This window comes from Phenylobacterium sp. (assembly GCF_016793285.1).
In the GTDB taxonomy this organism is placed as follows: Bacteria; Pseudomonadota; Alphaproteobacteria; order Caulobacterales; family Caulobacteraceae; genus Phenylobacterium.
The window spans coordinates 1-16,086 of sequence record NZ_JAEUMO010000252.1 but is presented as its reverse complement, the minus strand read 5'-3'; the positions used below and the strand labels follow the sequence as shown (position 1 = coordinate 16,086).

The 16,086-nt window shown below is 70.9% G+C and carries 15 protein-coding genes; 9 read left to right on the top strand and 6 right to left on the bottom strand.

Features of this window, described 5'->3' with window-relative positions; genetic code table 11:
• Positions 1-21: 21 nt before the first annotated feature.
• The gene (locus JNL41_RS21535; RefSeq protein WP_293478302.1) at positions 22-1,467 is read right to left on the bottom strand and encodes an AMP nucleosidase; all 1,446 of its coding nucleotides are present in this window, start codon (positions 1,465-1,467) and stop codon (positions 22-24) included.
• A 102-nt stretch (positions 1,468-1,569) separates the two neighbouring features.
• Between JNL41_RS21535 and JNL41_RS21530 the strand changes: the two genes are divergently transcribed.
• The 5 genes from JNL41_RS21530 (at position 1,570) to JNL41_RS21510 (ending at position 6,269) form a co-directional block, all read left to right on the top strand.
• On the top strand, positions 1,570-2,817 hold the full coding sequence (locus JNL41_RS21530; protein ID WP_293478300.1) for a dicarboxylate/amino acid:cation symporter: 1,248 nt from the start codon (positions 1,570-1,572) through the stop codon (positions 2,815-2,817).
• A 207-nt stretch (positions 2,818-3,024) separates the two neighbouring features.
• Positions 3,025-4,407, top strand: coding sequence for a bifunctional diguanylate cyclase/phosphodiesterase (locus JNL41_RS21525; protein ID WP_293478298.1), 1,383 nt, complete (start codon positions 3,025-3,027; stop codon positions 4,405-4,407).
• A gap of 89 nt (positions 4,408-4,496) precedes the next feature.
• The gene (htpX, locus tag JNL41_RS21520; protein WP_293478344.1) at positions 4,497-5,426 is read left to right on the top strand and encodes a zinc metalloprotease HtpX; all 930 of its coding nucleotides are present in this window, start codon (positions 4,497-4,499) and stop codon (positions 5,424-5,426) included.
• Between the two features lie 2 nt (positions 5,427-5,428).
• On the top strand, positions 5,429-5,791 hold the full coding sequence (locus JNL41_RS21515) for a hypothetical protein (RefSeq protein WP_293478296.1): 363 nt from the start codon (positions 5,429-5,431) through the stop codon (positions 5,789-5,791).
• 109 nt (positions 5,792-5,900) lie between these two features.
• Complete coding sequence (locus JNL41_RS21510) at positions 5,901-6,269, top strand: DUF559 domain-containing protein (RefSeq protein ID WP_293478294.1); 369 nt, start codon at positions 5,901-5,903, stop codon at positions 6,267-6,269.
• 94 nt (positions 6,270-6,363) lie between these two features.
• Here the strand turns inward: JNL41_RS21510 and JNL41_RS21505 are convergent, their stop codons facing one another.
• Positions 6,364-7,332, bottom strand: a complete 969-nt coding sequence (locus JNL41_RS21505) for a DUF6607 family protein (protein WP_293478292.1) — start codon at positions 7,330-7,332, stop codon at positions 6,364-6,366.
• A gap of 11 nt (positions 7,333-7,343) precedes the next feature.
• Positions 7,344-9,545: a TonB-dependent hemoglobin/transferrin/lactoferrin family receptor gene (locus tag JNL41_RS21500; RefSeq protein WP_293478290.1), complete on the bottom strand. Its 2,202-nt coding sequence runs from the start codon at positions 9,543-9,545 to the stop codon at positions 7,344-7,346.
• Between the two features lie 343 nt (positions 9,546-9,888).
• Between JNL41_RS21500 and JNL41_RS21495 the strand changes: the two genes are divergently transcribed.
• Entirely contained in the window at positions 9,889-10,326 is a 438-nt protein-coding gene (locus tag JNL41_RS21495) for an SRPBCC domain-containing protein (protein WP_293478288.1), read from the top strand.
• A gap of 104 nt (positions 10,327-10,430) precedes the next feature.
• The gene (locus tag JNL41_RS21490; protein ID WP_293478286.1) at positions 10,431-10,631 is read left to right on the top strand and encodes a hypothetical protein; all 201 of its coding nucleotides are present in this window, start codon (positions 10,431-10,433) and stop codon (positions 10,629-10,631) included.
• Positions 10,632-10,655: 24 nt separating this feature from the next.
• Here JNL41_RS21490 and JNL41_RS21485 read toward each other — a convergent pair whose 3' ends face one another.
• A complete protein-coding gene (locus tag JNL41_RS21485) occupies positions 10,656-11,534 on the bottom strand; it encodes a glycine/sarcosine/betaine reductase selenoprotein B family protein (RefSeq protein ID WP_293478284.1) in 879 nt (292 codons plus the stop codon).
• 121 nt (positions 11,535-11,655) lie between these two features.
• Here JNL41_RS21485 and JNL41_RS21480 point away from each other — a divergent pair, with 121 nt between their 5' ends.
• Positions 11,656-12,450, top strand: a complete 795-nt coding sequence (locus JNL41_RS21480; RefSeq protein ID WP_293478282.1) for an alpha/beta fold hydrolase — start codon at positions 11,656-11,658, stop codon at positions 12,448-12,450.
• Positions 12,451-12,603: 153 nt separating this feature from the next.
• On the opposite strand, the gene JNL41_RS21475 is transcribed toward JNL41_RS21480, so the two are convergent.
• Positions 12,604-13,230, bottom strand: a complete 627-nt coding sequence (locus JNL41_RS21475) for a glutathione S-transferase (RefSeq protein ID WP_293478280.1) — start codon at positions 13,228-13,230, stop codon at positions 12,604-12,606.
• A gap of 86 nt (positions 13,231-13,316) precedes the next feature.
• On the opposite strand from JNL41_RS21475, the gene JNL41_RS21470 reads away from it, so the two are divergent.
• Entirely contained in the window at positions 13,317-14,957 is a 1,641-nt protein-coding gene (locus JNL41_RS21470) for an acyl-CoA dehydrogenase family protein (protein WP_293478278.1), read from the top strand.
• Positions 14,958-14,970: 13 nt separating this feature from the next.
• Here JNL41_RS21470 and JNL41_RS21465 read toward each other — a convergent pair.
• Positions 14,971-16,086: serine hydrolase domain-containing protein (locus tag JNL41_RS21465; RefSeq protein ID WP_293478276.1), on the bottom strand; the 1,116-nt coding region annotated here is incomplete at its 5' end.

The window sequence follows — 16,086 nt, the reverse complement described above, 5'->3', positions numbered from 1 at the left end:
TCCCCCCTCCATGGGGAGGGATCAGCGGAACGGCGGCTCGTCGAAGCTGCGGAGCTTGCGCGAGTGCAGGCGGCTGCCTTCCTTGCGCAGCAGGTCCACCGCCGCGATGCCGATCTGGAGGTGCTGGGCGATGGCCCGGTCGTAGAAGGCGTTCGCCTGCCCCGGCAGCTTGATCTCGCCGTGCAGCGGCTTGTCCGAGATGCACAGCAGCGTCCCGTAGGGCACCCGGAACCGATAGCCCTGGGCCGCGATGGTGGCGCTCTCCATGTCGATGGCGACGGCGCGGCTCTGGTTGAACCTCAGCGCGCTCGACGAATACTTGAGCTCCCAGTTGCGGTCGTCGGTCGAGACCACGGTGCCGGTGCGCAGGCGCCGCTTCAGCACGTCGCCGGTCTCGCCGGTGACCCGTTCGGCCGCCCCGTTCAGCGCGAGCTGCACCTCGGCCAGCGGCGGGATCGGGATCTCGGGCGGCAGCACCTTGTCCAGCACATGGTCGTCGCGCAGGTAGGCGTGCGCGAGCACGTAGTCGCCGATCTTCTGGCTGCCGCGCAGGCCCCCGCAGTGGCCGATCATCAGCCACGCCTGGGGCCGCATCACCGCCAGGTGGTCGCAGACGGTCTTGGCGTTCGAGGGGCCGACGCCGATGTTGACGAGCGTGATCCCGCCCCGGCCCGGCGCCATCAGGTGATAGGCCGGCATCTGGTGCTTGCGCCATGTGCCCGCCGCCACCGCCGCCACCGGATCGGGCGTATCGGCCGTCACGTAGACGCCGCCGGCGGCCGACAGCGCCGTATAGGGTCCGCCCGCCCGGATCTGCTCGCAGCCCCAGGCCACGAACTCGTCCACGTAGCGGTGGTAGTTCGTGAACAGGATGTACTGCTGCGTGTGCTCGGCGGGGGTCCCGGAATAGTGGCTGAGCCGCGCCAGCGAGAAGTCGGTGCGCAGGCCGTCGAACAGGGCCAGCGGCCGCGGCTCGTCGTCCAGCCCCACCCAGGCGCCGTCGGCGATCTCGTCGCCGATGTAGGCGAGCTCCGTCGTGGGGAAGTGCCGCGCGATCTCCAGCGAGGTGACGTCGGCCATGGCGAGGTCGGCGGGATCCAGCACGTAGGGGAACGGGATCTCCTGGTTGGAGCGCCCGACCTCGAGTTCGACGTCGAAGTCCTCCTGCAGCAGGCTGAGCTGCTCGACCAGGTAGTCGCGGTAGAGTTCGGGCCGCGTCACCGTCACCGAATAGCGGCCGGGCGCGGGGATGCGCGCATAGGCGCGGCTGGTCCGCGGATACGGCAGGCCCGGCGGCCAGGTCAGGCGGAGTTCCGGATAGACGTAGGCGCCGCCGCGGCGCGTGGCGGGATCTGGCGGGGCGCCGCCGGCCAGGAATGACTTGAGGGCGGTGCGGAGACTTTCGACGCTCTTGCGGTATTCGGTCTCCAGCCGATCGACGATGCCGGCTGCTTCTTGCTTCTTCATCGGGCGCTATATAGCGCCGGCTTGTGACGCTTGCGAATCCAGTTCGCTTTACGGACGGCTGCTTCCCGGCGACAACAGCCCCCGAATTCACCTGAGGTGTGCATGAACCGTCTCTTCACCTGGCTCGTCGTGGGCGCAATGGTGCTCGGCGTCCTCGTCGGCTGGGCCATCAACGTGAACTTCTCCGCCGACCAGGCGAAGGAGATCGCGGGCAACCTCTCGATCATCACCGACATCTTCCTGCGGCTGATCAAGATGATCATCGCGCCGCTCGTGTTCACCACGCTGGTGGCCGGCATCGCCCACATGGGGGACGCCTCCGAGGTGGGCCGCGTCGGCGTGAAGACCATCTTCTGGTTCATCTGCGCCTCGATCGTCTCGCTGCTGCTGGGCCTGGTGATGGTCCACCTGCTGCAGCCCGGCGTGGGTCTGCACCAGGCCACCGACGCCGCCGCGGCCACCACCGCCGTCGACATGTCGAAGTTCACGCTGCGCGAGTTCGTGACCCATCTGGTGCCCTCGTCGATCTTCGACGCCATGGCCCGGAACGAGATCCTGCAGATCGTCGTCTTCTCGGTGTTCGTCGGCACCGCCGTCTCGGCCATCGACGACCGCGCGCCGGCCGTCCTGACCGCCGTCGAGCAGGGCGCGACCATCATGCTGAAGGTGACCGGCTACGTCATGAAGACGGCGCCGTTCGCCATCTTCGCCGCGCTCGCCGCCTCGATCGCGACCCGCGGCGTCGAGGTGATCTTCACCTACGCCAAGTTCGTCGGCGGCTTCTACCTGTCGCTGACGATCCTGTGGGGCCTGCTGATCCTGGCGGGCGTCATTATCGCCGGCCCGCGGGTGCTGAAGCTGATCGGCCAGATCCGCGCGCCCACCCTGCTCGCCTTCTCCACCGCCTCGTCGGAGGCCGCCTACCCGCGCACGCTGGAGGAGCTCCAGAAGTGGGGCATCAGCCGCAAGGTCGCCAGCTTCGTCCTGCCGCTCGGCTACTCGTTCAACCTCGACGGCTCGATGATGTACTGCACCTTCGCGACGCTGTTCATCGCGCAGGTCTACGGGATCGAGATGACCATCGCCCAGCAGATCACCATGCTGGGCCTGCTGATGGTGACCTCGAAGGGGATGGCGGGCGTGCCGCGCGCCTCGCTGGTGGTCATCGCCGCCACCCTCACCTTCTTCGACCTGCCCGAGGCCGGCATCGCGCTGATCCTCGCCGTCGACCACCTGCTCGACATGGGCCGCTCGGCCACCAACGTGGTCGGCAACTCGGTCGCCAGCGCCGTCGTCGCCAAGTGGGAAAACGAGATCCAGGAGCCGGCGGCCGGACCCGCCCAGGCCTGAGGCGCGCCAGCGCCCTCTCTCGACACCAAGACCACCAGGCACACCCAGGCGTCCAGGGCCGCGCGGGGCCTCTTCGTGGCCTTGGTGTGCTTGGTGGTCGATGGCCTGCGGCGGGAGAGGAATTGTAAACCACGCGCCTCAACCCGGCGTTAGGCTCGTCGGGGCAAGGGTCTGGGCCGCACCTGGACCCCGTCGCAGCCGCCGCCCTTGCCGCATCCGCCGAACAGTCTCGAAGCGCTGGCCGCGCGCGTGGCCGAGCTGGAAGCCGAGCGCGCGATGACGCTGCGCCTGGCCCAGACGGATTCGCTCACCGGCCTGGTCAACCGCGGCGCCTTCACCTCGGGCCTGTGCGAGCGTCTCGAAGCCGCCCGCGACACCGGAGCCGCCGTCGCCCTCTTCGTCATCGACCTCGACCGCTTCAAGGGCCTGAACGACAGCCTGGGCCACCACGCCGGCGACCTCCTGCTGGCGGAACTGGGCCAGCGCCTGCGCGACGACGCGGACCCCGGCGAGCTGATCGCCCGCCTCGGCGGCGACGAGTTCGCGGTGATCTCCGGCGATCCCGACGTCGCCGCCCGCGCCGAGCGCCTCGTCGCCGCCCTCGCCCAGCCGGCGCAGATCTACGGCCGCCAGGTCGCCCCCGGCGGCTCGGTCGGCGTGGCGGTCTTCCCGCGCGACGCCCACGACGCGGCCGACCTCCAGCGTTTCGCCGACATGGCCCTCTACCGCGCCAAGGCGCGCGGCGGCCGCGCCTGGTCGGCGTTCGACGCCGAGCTCCGCGCCGAGAGCGAGCACCGCCGCACGCTCGAGGCCGAGCTGCGCCGCGCCATCCCGGCCGGCGAGATCGTCCCGTGGTTCCAGCCCATCGTCGAGGCGATGACCGGCCGCGTGGTCGGCGTGGAGGTGCTGGCGCGCTGGAACCACCCCGAGAAGGGCCTGCTCAGCCCCGCCGCCTTCGTGCCGATGGCCGAGGAGCTGAGCCTGATCCGCTCCATCGACGAGGCCGTGTTCGAGGCCGCCTGCGCCCAGACCGCGCCCTGGGTGGCGCAGGGCCTGATCGAGCTGGTCGCCTGCAACGTCAGCCCGCGCGACCTGCTGGACCCCGGCTTCTCGCGCAAGCTGATCGGCCGCCTCGCCGCCACCGAGCTGCCGGCCACGGCGCTGTGCGTCGAGATCACCGAGACGTTCCTGGTGTCCGATCTCGGCCTGGCGCGCCGCCACATCGAGCGCCTCGCCGCCAAGGGCGTGCGCGTGGCCCTCGACGACTTCGGCACCGGCTACTCCAACCTTCGCGCGCTGATGGCGCTGCCGATCCAGACGGTGAAGCTGGACCGTTCGCTCATCGACGGCATCGGCCGCGACCCGCGGGTCTCCAAGCTGATCGCCTCGATGCTGCACGCCGCCCGCTCGCTGGGCGTGCGCATCACCGCCGAGGGCGTCGAGGACGAGGGCCAGGCGCTGTTCCTGCGCTCGGCCGGCTGCGACCGCATGCAGGGCTACTTCTTCGCCAGGCCGATGCCGGGCGAGGCCATGGAGGCGCTCCTGCGCGACGTGAACGGGCCCCCGCTCGAACTCGCCGCCGCGAGCTGAACGCCTCTCCCGCTCCCCGGGCTGCGCGCCTGCGCGGGAAGCTGTGTACGCGCTTGCATACGCGTATGTGCGACATCATATTCGCGGGCATGCGCAACCACCTTCGCACCTTCATGCTGCTGGCCGTGATGACGGCCCTGTTCGCCGGCGTGGGCTACGTCGTCGGCGGCGCGGTCGGCATGGCGGTCGCACTCGTGTTCGCGGGCGCCATGAACCTCGTCAGCTACTGGAACGCCGACAGGATCGTGCTGGCCATGTACCGCGCGACCGAGGTCGACGCCGGCCACCCGGAGCTGCTGATCCGCGCCTACGTCCAGGACGTCCACGAACTGGCCGCCCGCGCGAGCATGCCCGCGCCCCGGGTCTACGTCATCGACCAGGACCAGCCGAACGCCTTCGCCACCGGCCGCGACCCCGACCACGCCGCCGTCGCCGCCACGCGCGGCCTCCTGGGCATGCTCGACCGCCGCGAGATCCGCGGCGTCATGGCCCACGAACTGGCGCACGTGAAGCACCGCGACACCCTGACGATGACCATCACGGCCACCATCGCCGGGGCCATCGGCGCGCTCGCCAACTTCGCCTTCCTGTTCGGCGGCCGCGACGGCGAGGGCCGGCCCACCGGCATCGTCGGCACGATCGTGATGATGATCGTCGCGCCGATGGCCGCCGCCCTGGTGCAGATGGCGATCAGCCGCGGCCGCGAGTACGAGGCCGACCGCGAGGGCGCCGAGCTGTCGGGCGATCCGCAGGCCCTGGCCTCGGCGCTCCAGAAGATCGACGCCTACGCCCGCGGCGGCTACGTCAATCCCGACGCGGAACGCAATCCGGCCACGGCCCACATGTTCATCGTCAACCCGCTGGCCGGCGGCGGCGCCGACAACCTCTTCTCGACCCACCCCTCGACCGAGAACCGCGTCGCGGCGCTGATGGACCATGCCCAGCGCCTGGGCGGTCGCCCGCGCCAGACGGCCGTCCCGGTCACGGCCGGGACCCGCCGCATCGGCCCCTGGTCCTAGCCTTGCAGACCCTGATCGCCTGGGCCGGCCGGATCGCCCTCCTGGGCGTGCTGGCCGTCGCCTTCTCCGGCGCGATCGACCCGCACCACGACGCCGCGCGCAACGCCCCGCCCGCCGACGTCGTCGAGCATGTCGCCTACGGCTACCTGCTGACCGTGCTGACCATCGTGTCGCTGCCCCGCGTCAGCCCCTGGCTGATCGGCGCCGGCTTCCTGGGCGTCGCCATGACCTTCGAGCTGATGCAGGTCTTCGGCCTCGTCTCGGGCACGTTCCAGTGGAAGGACGTCGCCTCCAACATCGGCGGCGTCGCCGCCGCCCTCGTCCCGTTCGCGCTGGCCAGGCGCCTCTCCCCCCGTGGAGCGTAGCGAACGGAGAGGGAGAGGGCAGGGAGAGGGCCGGCTGGGCTGCTCCGTTGGCCTGTCGAGGCCCCGCGGGCCTTGACCGCCATGAGAACATTATGCGAACATTGTGCCGATGGGCATTATCCGCAACGTCCGGCGCAAGATCCTCGTTCATCGCGCGAAGACGCACCGGCGCGAAGAGACTGATGCTGAAGCTCGGCTGTGGAATATGCTCCGCGCTGACAGGCTTGGGGGCTGGGACTGGAAGCGGCAGGTCCCTTTCGGGCCCTACATTCTCGACTTTCTGTGCCGCGACGCCCGGCTTGTAGTGGAGGTCGACGGAAGCCAGCACGCCGAGCAGGTCGCGTATGATACCCGTCGCACCGCGTACCTGAATGACCGCGGCCTACGAGTCCTCCGCTTCTGGAACTCCGCGGTTCTGATGAACCGCGAAGGCGTATGCGACACCATTCTCGCCGCCTGCGGCGGTGAGCGGCGATAGATCGCGGGTCCTCGACGTTCCAACGGAGTCACCCAGCCGGCCCTCTCCCTACCCTCTCCCCCTCTTCGCGCCTTTGGCGCTCGGGGGAGAGGCCTTACCGCGACGCCAGCGGCCGGGCCTTCTCGGCGCCCGCGATCAGCGCCTTCGCTTCGGCCGTGGCCTTGGCGACCTCGATCTTCCCCTCGGCGATCTCGTCGGCCAGGCCCATCAGCTTCGGGCCCGTCACCGAGCCGGCCTGCGCCTCCTCGGTGACGCGCACGCCGCCGTCCCGGGCGATCGCCGCGTCCCAGGCCGTGCGCACGTCGGCCCAGTAGCCCTTGGTCTTGGCCCAGTAGTCGTCGGCCGCCGCCACCGGATAGCCGTTGAACCTGTCGTAGGTGTTGACCACCACCTCGTGGACGTAGGTGACGGGCTTGCCGTCGCGCTCGCCCACCTTGGCGTTGTCCTGCTCGTGGACCCAGCCCGTGGGCGTCAGCGCATGGCGGTTCACGCCGACGTACCAGGTGTAGATCGGATGGCGGACCGCGTCGCGGCGCGCCAGGGGCCGCAGCGTCTCGTCGCTCTGCCAGCGCGCCACGCCATGGTCGTAGACCCACTTGCCGACGCCGCCGTAGCGCGGGGAGTCGTCCGTCTGCCAGACTGTCTGCGACCAGGCGCCCTTGCGCTGCGCGGCGGGCACGGCCTTCAGCACCCAGCGCCCGGCGCTCTCGTAGACCACCACCTTCGCCGGCTGGAACGTCCAGTCCTGCCGCCAGTGCTTCACGACGACGGGCTTCTTGTCCTCGCCGTCGACCACCAGCATGTGCTGCAGGCTGATGAAGTCGCCGCGGTCCTCGATCCCCCGCACCGACTCGTAGCCGCCGCTCCGCTTCGGCTCCAGCGGCTTGTAGTCGCCGACGAACGGGACGGTCTCGCGCATGTCGAAGCGGACCTTGTAGTCGCCCGCCATCGCCAGGATGGAGGCGCGGTCCTCGGCGGACGGCTTGCCCGCCGCGGCGGCCGGCAGGGCGTAGGTCACCGCGAAGGCGGCGGTCAGGGCGAGGCAGGTGCGGCGCGTGGTCATGGGCTTGTCCATCAGAAGTCGTAGGTGAGCGAGACGGAGGCGTTCCGCCCCGGCTGGGTGTAGGCGTCGCGGCTGACGGCGGTGGACGATAGCCCACGCACGTCGCTCCAGTAGGCGTATTTCTCGTCGGTCAGGTTGAAGAGGCCGCCGCGCACGGTGACGTCGTCGGTCACCTTCCAGAAGGCGGTCACGTCGAACACGGTGAACGCCCCCGGCCGATGGCACGCCGGCGTGCAGGCGACCGCGATCCGGCTCGCGGCCTTGCGCTCGGAATGTGTCGCCGCCAGCTCGCCGCCGAAGCGGCCGTCCGGCGCGCGCCAGCTCACGCCCGCGCTCGCCTTCACGGGATCGACCGAGTCCAGCGGCGCCTTCGCCGGCGTATAGCTGTCGCCCCTGGCGTAGCCGATCCCGGCGAAGCCGCCGAAGCCGGCGGCGAACTGCGCCCGCGCGCGGGCCTCCAGGCCGTGGATCTTCACCTTCGTCAGGTTCACGAACTGGAAGACGCCCGGACTGGCGGGCGTGAAGCTCCCGCTGACCTGCAACTGCTCGATGAAGTTGTCGTACTCGGCGGTGAAGCCCACGACCTCCACCGACCATGTCGGCGTGACCCAGCGCGCGCCGCCCTCGAACGCCTCGCTGGTCTCGGGCTTCAGGTCGGGGTTTGGGATCGAACGGTAGTTCTGGATCGGGTTGGAGAAGGCGTTGTTCACCTGGCTCGGCGACGGCGCACGGAAGCCGCGGCTGTAGTTGGCGAACAGCCGCACCGTCTCGGTCGGCTTGAACACCAGCGCCAGCTTCGGCGACAGCCGGTCGCCGTCCGAGCCCGCCGGGACCAAGCCGCCCAGCAGCGCGTCGGCCTTGGGGTTCAGCTCGTAGCGGTCCCAGCGCAGCGCCGGATAGAGCGTCAGCCGGCCCCCCATCAACGCGATCTCGTCCTGCACGAACACGCCGAGCAGGGTGTAGTTCGTCGTCGGGAACGCGCGCGTCGGGAAGGTCTCCCCGACCGGCGGGACCGTGCCGTCGCGCAGGCCCGTCTGCCGCGTCTTCGAGACGTCGAGGCCGTAGATCAGCCGGTGCGCCGTCCCGCCGGCCTCGAAGCCGCTCTCCAGTTCCGCCGCGAGGCCCTGGACGCGGTTGTCGAAGGTGGCGAGCCGCGTCCGGTCGGCGGCGGTGTTGCGATCCTCGGCCGTGAACTGGACCGTCGTGCTCTTCTGCCAGTAGGCGGTCCACGACACCCGCTCGACGGGACCCGCGCCGATCGTCCAGCGCTGGTCCAGGGCGACACGGTCGCGCCCGGTCTCGTCGGCGGCCTTCAGGCGCAGCACGCTGGTCGCCGCCAGCGGCGGCTTGGCGATGCCGCTCAGGACGTCGGCCTTCACCCCGCGGTCGAAGTGCTCCGCGGTCAGCCGGATGCGGTTGTCGTCCGAGATGTCGAAGACCAGCTTGCCCAGCACCGAGCGGCTCAGGAAGCTCTGCGGGTTGGCCGTCGTGCGGTCGGTGTTGGCCGAGTCGTTCTTGCCTTGCGTCTCGGTCTCGTCCGCCTCGCGGTAGGTGTAGGCGACCATGGCCGAGACCTGGCCCTGGCGGCCGGCAAGTACGGCGGTCGCGCCCGCGCTGTCGTCGGCCGAAGCCGCGAAGCCACGCACGCGACCGCCCCAATGGGTCCGGCCGCCGTCTGTGGGGAGGAAGTCGGCCGGATCCTTGGTGGTGAAGCTCACGGCGCCCGCCACGCCGTCGCTCCCGTAGAGCGCCGACGCGGGCCCGCGCAGGATCTCCACCCGCTTGATCAGGTCGAGGTCCTGGTAGTCGCCGCGGCCCACGGCCTGGGCGCCGAAGGTGAAGCCGTCGGGCAGGCGCACGCCGTCCATCTGGATCAGCACCCGGTTGCCTTCGAGGCCGCGGATGTTGAAGCCGGTGTTGCCGTCGCGGCCGGTTGTCCCCAGCGCGGCGCCGAACCGGGCCGGCCCAGAACGCACGCTCACGTTCGGCTCGAACTTGACCACGTCGGCGATGTCCGCGTTCAGCCGGTCCTCGAGCTGGGCCGCGTCGATGACGCTGACCGTCGCCGGGACCTCGCTGGCGGGCTTCTCGGTCCGTTCGGCGATCACGTTCAGCGGATCGACGGTCACCGCCGCGTCGTCCGCCTCGGCGGCGCGGGCGGCGCCGGCGGCGAGCGCAAGCAGTGAAACGGCGGCGAACAGGCCCGGGCGCATCGGCGGCGGTCTCCGTGAAGACGGGAAGGAAATGGAGCGGAACTCGAGCTTCGTCGCCTCATATTGCGACTGATTCTCAGAATCAATCGCAATCTTCAGCGAGCATCGGCGCGCCGCTTCGACGGGGCTGGCGACAATCCGCCGCGCCCTCTACGGTCAAGCTTCACCAAAAAGTCGCCCCGTTCGCGACTGACCTTGCCTTACGGTTGAAGTCGATTGCGGGTTCTGGGGGAAAGTTCTGGAATTTCAGCGAATCGTCACAACCTCCGCGTTCGGACGCTCCGCATCCAAACGTCGGGTCACATCGGTTTCCACGGGGGTGTCGGCCCCAGATGAGAAGAGCATGAGCAAACCCATGCCGGTTCTGAAACGCAGTCTCGAGATCGACGCGCCCGCAGGGGAAGTCTGGCGCGTCCTCACCAATCCGGAACTGGTGCGCGAGTGGGCCTCGGCCTACCTCGACGGCATCTCCATCCGCACCTCCTGGCGCGAGGGCGAGAAGGTCACCTGGAAGGCGCCGAACGGCGCCACCCGGGCCTGCGGCAAGGTCGCCGCCTTCAAGCCGGGGCGGCTGCTCAGGCTCGACTATCCGGACGATCCGCGCGGCGCCTTCTCGGACATCTTCGAGATCGCCGCCAACGACCGGACCACCCGGCTCGAGTTCACCACCGGCCCGCTCGGCGAGGCGGACCTCGCAGCGCTCGAGGGGCAGGTCGACGAGGCCATCCGCGAGATCAAGAGCCTGGCCGAGGAGTCCGCCCAGATCCGCGGCGTCCGCTAGGCCGTTCGGCCCTCGGGCTGGTCCTGGGTCGGCATCGATGCTCCAGCGGTTCCGCTTGTTCCGATTGGACAGCCGCCCGATGGATCGGGCAATGTCGCCCCGACATGCCTGACGAACGCAAGAAAGACCGCTACGCGGTGCGCCGTGACGCCAAGGGGTTCACGGCCTTCGTGATCTACACCGGGGAACCGGCGCTCGTCGGCGGCGTGCCCCAGACGGGCCTCTCCGAGGACGACGCCCGCCACATGGCCGGCGTCCTCAACGCCCAGTCCAAACGCGGCGACTCCTCGATGCGCAAGGGCTAGCCGGTCCGCCCAGGCGGCACGCGCTCAGCGCAGCTTCGCCGCCACCGCCAGGTCCGCCTCGTGGCGGGCGCGCCGCGCGGCGAGGTCTTCCGCCGTCAGCCCCTCCAGGTTCAGGTAGTCCCGCTTCCAGCCGGGCGTGGGCCAGCAAAGCGCGTTCACCGCCGTCGTCCGCGGACCCACCGCCGTCTCCAGCAGCGCCAGCGCCGCCGCCAGGGTCGCGTCCTGCGAGGCCGCGTCCCAGGGCAGTCCGGCCGCGTTGCCCAGCGGCACGTCGCTGAACAGGAGCCGCGGCACGCCGCAGCGTTCGACGATGTCCCTCGCCGCCCCCATCACCACCGTCGCGATCCCGGCCGCCTCCAGCGCCCGCGCCATCAGGCTCATCGACTGGTGGCAGACCGGACAGTTGGCCACCAGGACCGCCGCGTCCGCCCCGTCCTCGCGCACGCGGCGCACGACCTCGGGCGCGTCGACCTCGACCGTCGTCCGCTGGCTGCGGTTGGTCGGCACGCCGTGGAAGCGCGCCGCCACCGCCCCGATCCGCCCGGCCGCCGCCGCACGCCGCAGCGCCGGGGCCGGGAACCAGCAGTTCTGGTCGTCGGACAGGTGCGCCCGGTCGACCGCCACATGGCTGACCCTCAGGTCGTGCTCGGCCGCCGCGTCCCCCGACCAGACGTCGTAGAACTTGGCCGCCGCGTTGTACGGCGCGTCCGCCCCCTGCGCGCCCAGCTCCGGGCGGTACGGCGCCGCCGTGGTCAGCAGCGCCACCGTCGCGTCGCCCAGCCGCCGCCCCAGCGGCGCGAACGGCACGTCCCGGAACTGTGCGTAGCGATAGGGCCGATACCCCAGCGCGCCGTACCAGGCGTGGGTGCGCGCGACGTAGTCGACCGGGGCGTCGTCGGACATCATCGCGCATTCTCGCCCCGGTTTTCCCACGGCGAAAGACGGACGCCGGGTTCGTCGGCGTCGGGAGGCCGGGAACGAGCGGGTGGACGGCTGCGCCGTCGCCGCTCTACGGTTCGCCGCCATGCCCACCGTGACCCTGAACGGCGCCGAGATCGCCTACGACGACATCGCCCCGCCCGCCCCCGAGCGGACGATCCTGCTGCTCCACGGCTTCGCCTCGAACCGCAACGAGGGCTGGAAGCGGACCGGCTGGTATCAGGGACTGGGCCGGCGCGGCTTCCGGGTGATCGCCATGGACCAGCGCGGGCACGGCGAGAGCGGGAAGTTCCACGACCCGGCCGACTATGGACGCGAGGTCCTGGCGGCCGACGCCCTGGCGCTGCTGGACCACCTGGGCGTCCGCGCGCCCGAGGTGTTCGGCTACTCGATGGGCACGCGCACCGCGATGCAGATGGCGCTCGACGCGCCCGAGCGGGTCAACAACCTGATGCTGGGCGGCGTGGGCGGCAAGCTGTTCGACCCGCCGCGGGCCAACGAGCACGGCGAGAGCATCGTCACGGCGATGAACGCGGAGGACCCGGCCGCCATCCGGACCGAGTTCCTGCGAAGCTTCCGCCAGTTCGCCGACGAGCAGGGCGAGGACCGGCGCGCCCTGGCCGCGTTCTCGCAGGCCGCAAGCCCGCCGCTCGACCCGGCCGCCCTGGGCCGGCTCGACATGCCGGTGCTGGTGGTCGCCGGGGCCGGCGACGACCTGGCGGGCGACCCCGAGGCGCTGGCGCGGGTGTTCCCGCATGGGCGCGGCGTCACCCTGCCCGGCTGCGACCACTTCTCGGCCATCCCGCACGCGGCCCTGAAGGCTGCCGTCTTCGACTTCCTGGACGGCATGCTCGACGACGACTTCCCGCCGTTCGAGTAGCTCCCTCGAAGGCCGCGGAGCGGCGCCTTCCGATTCAAATGAACCGCGGAATACGCGGAATGGCGCGGAAGGCGTCGGCGCTGATTCCGCGTCCTTCCGCGTATTCCGCGGTTCCAAAAGACTGAGCCTCAGCTTGCGCGAAGGCTCGGGGGTCTAGCGCGCGAACGAGTACGCCCCGCCCTTTTCCAGCGCGGCGCGGTAGGCCGGGCGGGCCTGGAAGCGGGTCACCCAGGCCTCGATGGCGGGGTATTGCGGGAAGCGGCCGTAGACGCCCACGACCTCGCCGACGAACGACAGGTTGATGTCGGCGCCGGTCACGCTGTCGCCCACCAGCCAGTCGCGGCCGGTCAGGCTCTTTTCGATGTAGCCCAGGTGGTTGGCGAGCTCGCTCTCGATCCGCGGCTGCAGGGGCGCGCCGCCGTCGCCGAGGCGGCCCACGTACATGTTGAGCATCAGCGGCAGCATCGCCGAGCCCTCGGCGTAGTGGAGCCACTGGTTGTAGGTCTCGTAGTCGTCGCTGCCGACGGCGGGGGCCAGCCGGCCGCCGCCGTGCCGGCGAATGATGTAGTCGATGATCGCGCCCGATTCGTGGACCACGCGGTCCCCGTCGGTGATCACCGGGCTCTTGCCCAGCGGATGCACCGCCACCAGCTCCGGCGGCGCCAGCCGCGTGGTCGCGTCGCGCGCGTAGCGCTTGATGGCATAGTCGGCCCCCAGTTCCTCCAGGAGCCACAGGATGCGCTGCGAACGGCTGTCGTTCAGGTGGTGTACGACGAGCATGGGGCCTCTCACGTTGGGTGACGTCTCTTGCAGGTTACAGCAAAGCCGCCTCGCCCGATGCACCGCAACCCTGGCATAGTGGCCGTATGAACCTCGTTATTCCGAAGCTCCCGGGCCTCCTCGAAGAAGCCGCCGACGAAGCCGCCGGCATGGTGGCCTCGATCGCAGGCTCGGTGGGCAGCCGGGTGCGCAAGGACGACGTGCTGGACCGCAGGCTTCTCGACGCCGAGCAGCATGTGGCGCACGGCCTCGCCTGGGCGGCGTCCTACGCCGAGACGCTGCGCCAGGTGGCGGCCTGGGCGCGCGACCTGGGGCCGCTCTTCACCGAGGCCGAGGCGCTGCCGGCCCAGCTCCTGGCGCACGAGTACCTGAGCCAGCTCGCCGGCGGCATCCCGATGAGCCAGGGCGAGGTCTTCCGCCCCTCGGACGTGTTCGCGCCGGCCGAGCGGCTGACCCACGTCCTGGGCCGCCTGCGCCCGGCGGCGTCGCAGAAGGCCAAGACCCGCATCGTCGAGCTGCTGGCCCGCGCGCAGGGCCAGCCGTCGCTGGAGGCCAGCGGCCTGGACGAGACCCTGGTGCTGGCCCGCCACCAGTTCCACGAGTTCACGCAGGACAGGATCGCCCCCCACGCCCACCGCTGGCACCTGAACGACGAGCTGATCCCCATCGAGCTCCTGCAGGAGCTGGGCGACCTCGGCGTGTTCGGCCTGACCGCGCCCGAGGACTGGGGCGGCTCGGGGCTGGGCAAGGTCGCCATGTGCGTGGTGACCGAGGCGCTGTCGCGGGGCTGGATCGGCGCGGGCTCGCTGGCCACGCGCTCGGAGATCGCCACCGAGCTCCTGCTCGCCCACGGCACCGAGGCGCAGAAGGAGAAGTACCTGCCGGGCATCGTCTCGGGCGCGATCATCCCGACGGCGGTGTTCACCGAGCCCGACACCGGCTCGGACCTGGGGTCCCTGCGGACGCGGGGCCTGCGCTGGGCCAACGGCTGGAAGGTCTACGGCGCCAAGACCTGGATCACCCACGCCGCGCGCGCCGACCTGATGACCCTGCTGGTGCGGACCGATCCGTCGAAGAAGGACCACCGCGGGCTCTCGATGCTGCTGGCCGAGAAGCCGCGCGGCACGGCCGACAATCCCTTCCCCGCGCCCGGCATGAGCGGCGGCGAGATCGGCGTGATCGGCTACCGCGGCATGAAGGAGTACGAGATCGGCTTCGACGGGTTCGAGGTGCCGCACGAGAACCTGCTGGGCGGCCAGGAGGGCCAGGGCTTCGTGCAGCTCATGGCCACGTTCGAGAGCGCCCGCATCCAGACCGCCGCCCGCGCCATCGGCGTGGCGCAGAGCGCGCTGGACCTGGCCCTGGAGTACGCGCTCACCCGCAAGCAGTTCGGCCAGCCGATCGCCCAGTTCCCGCGCGTGGCCAACAAGCTCGCCATGATGGCCGCCGAGCTGGTCGGCGCGCGGCGGCTCACCTGGTTCGCGGCGCGGTCGAAGGACGAGGGCCGGCGCTGCGACCTCGAGGCGGGGATGGCCAAGCTGGTGGCCGCGCGCATCGCCTGGGCCGCGGCCGACAACGCCGTGCAGGTCCACGGCGGCAACGGCTTTGCGCTGGAAAGCCCGATCAGCCGCGTGCTGGCCGACGCGCGCATCCTCAACATCTTCGAAGGCGCCGGCGAGATCCAGGCGCAGGTGATCGCGCGGCGCCTGCTGGAAGGCGCCAACTGACCGGCCGCCGCCGCTACTTCGCCAGCGCGTCGTAGACCCAGCCGCGGTTCCTGCGCTGGTACTCCATCGCCAGCTCGCGGGCCTGGATCATGAAGATGACGAAGACGTCGTTCTTCGGGTCGACCCAGAACTCGGTCCCGGCGATGCCCCACCACGAGAACGTGCCCTTGCCCGGCCGCTGCACGGTGTCGTCGTTGACGAGGCTGAACCCGAGCCCGAAACCCATGCCGGCGCCCGGGAAGAACACGCCCGCCTGCCGGATCGCCGGCGTCGTCTGGTCCTGGCGCATCCGCATCAGCGTCCCGGGCTTCAGGATCCGCACGCCCTTGTACGTCCCGTTCCCTTCCAGCATCAGCACGAAGCGCAGGTAGTCCTCCGCCGTCGACGACAGCCCGCCGCCGGCCGACAGCAGCGCCGGCTTCTTCGTGTAGTCGTAGTACATGAACGGCTCGGCCGCCTTGGGCTCGGCGAACCGAGCCTTCGCCGAGGCCGGCTGCACGAAGCCGGTGTCGGTCATCCCCAGCGGCCCGGTCACGCGCTCGCGCACCAGGACGTCCAGCGGCTTGCCCCCGGCCGCCTCCACCACCGCGCCCAGCACGTCGGTGGAGCGCGAGTAGTACCACGCCGTCCCCGGCTCGCTGCGCAGCGGCAGCCCCGCGATCAGCCGCGCGTACTCGCGGTTCGGCAGGTCGTTGCGGTTCTCGCCGCCCGCGGCCCAGGCCTTGGCGAGCGGCGTGTTCGGCTGGATGAAGCCGTAGATCAGCCCCGAGGTGTGGCTCATCAGGTGGCGCACCAGCATCGGCTGCGCCGCCGGCCTCGTCGTCCCGTCGGCCTGCCAGACCGCCAGGTCCCTGTATTCCGGCAGGTACTTCGAGACCGGCGCGTCGATGTCGAGCCGGCCCTCCTCGACCAGCGTCATGGCCGTGACCGACACCACCGGCTTGGTCATCGAGAAGATCCGCCAGATGGTCTCGGCGTTCGGGACGGCCGCCTGCCCGGGCCCCTGCGTCCCGAAGCCCTCCTGGAACAGCACCTTGCCCCTGCGCCCGACCAGCAGGTAGGCGCCGGCGATCTTGCCGCTGGCCGCGTCGGCCTTCAGCGCCTGGCGCGCCACGTCCAGCTTCGCCGG

Bases quoted from the DNA above. Each gene is read 5' to 3' on its own strand.
- JNL41_RS21535 (WP_293478302.1), bottom strand. From the start codon at position 1,467: ATGAAGAAGCAAGAAGCAGCCGGCATCGTCGATCGGCTGGAGACCGAA.
- JNL41_RS21530 (WP_293478300.1), top strand. From the start codon at position 1,570: ATGAACCGTCTCTTCACCTGGCTCGTCGTGGGCGCAATGGTGCTCGGC.
- htpX (WP_293478344.1), top strand. From the start codon at position 4,497: ATGCGCAACCACCTTCGCACCTTCATGCTGCTGGCCGTGATGACGGCC.
- JNL41_RS21510 (WP_293478294.1), top strand. From the start codon at position 5,901: ATGGGCATTATCCGCAACGTCCGGCGCAAGATCCTCGTTCATCGCGCG.
- JNL41_RS21505 (WP_293478292.1), bottom strand. From the start codon at position 7,332: ATGACCACGCGCCGCACCTGCCTCGCCCTGACCGCCGCCTTCGCGGTG.
- JNL41_RS21500 (WP_293478290.1), bottom strand. From the start codon at position 9,545: ATGCGCCCGGGCCTGTTCGCCGCCGTTTCACTGCTTGCGCTCGCCGCC.
- JNL41_RS21495 (WP_293478288.1), top strand. From the start codon at position 9,889: ATGAGCAAACCCATGCCGGTTCTGAAACGCAGTCTCGAGATCGACGCG.
- JNL41_RS21490 (WP_293478286.1), top strand. From the start codon at position 10,431: ATGCCTGACGAACGCAAGAAAGACCGCTACGCGGTGCGCCGTGACGCC.
- JNL41_RS21485 (WP_293478284.1), bottom strand. From the start codon at position 11,534: ATGTCCGACGACGCCCCGGTCGACTACGTCGCGCGCACCCACGCCTGG.
- JNL41_RS21480 (WP_293478282.1), top strand. From the start codon at position 11,656: ATGCCCACCGTGACCCTGAACGGCGCCGAGATCGCCTACGACGACATC.
- JNL41_RS21475 (WP_293478280.1), bottom strand. From the start codon at position 13,230: ATGCTCGTCGTACACCACCTGAACGACAGCCGTTCGCAGCGCATCCTG.
- JNL41_RS21470 (WP_293478278.1), top strand. From the start codon at position 13,317: ATGAACCTCGTTATTCCGAAGCTCCCGGGCCTCCTCGAAGAAGCCGCC.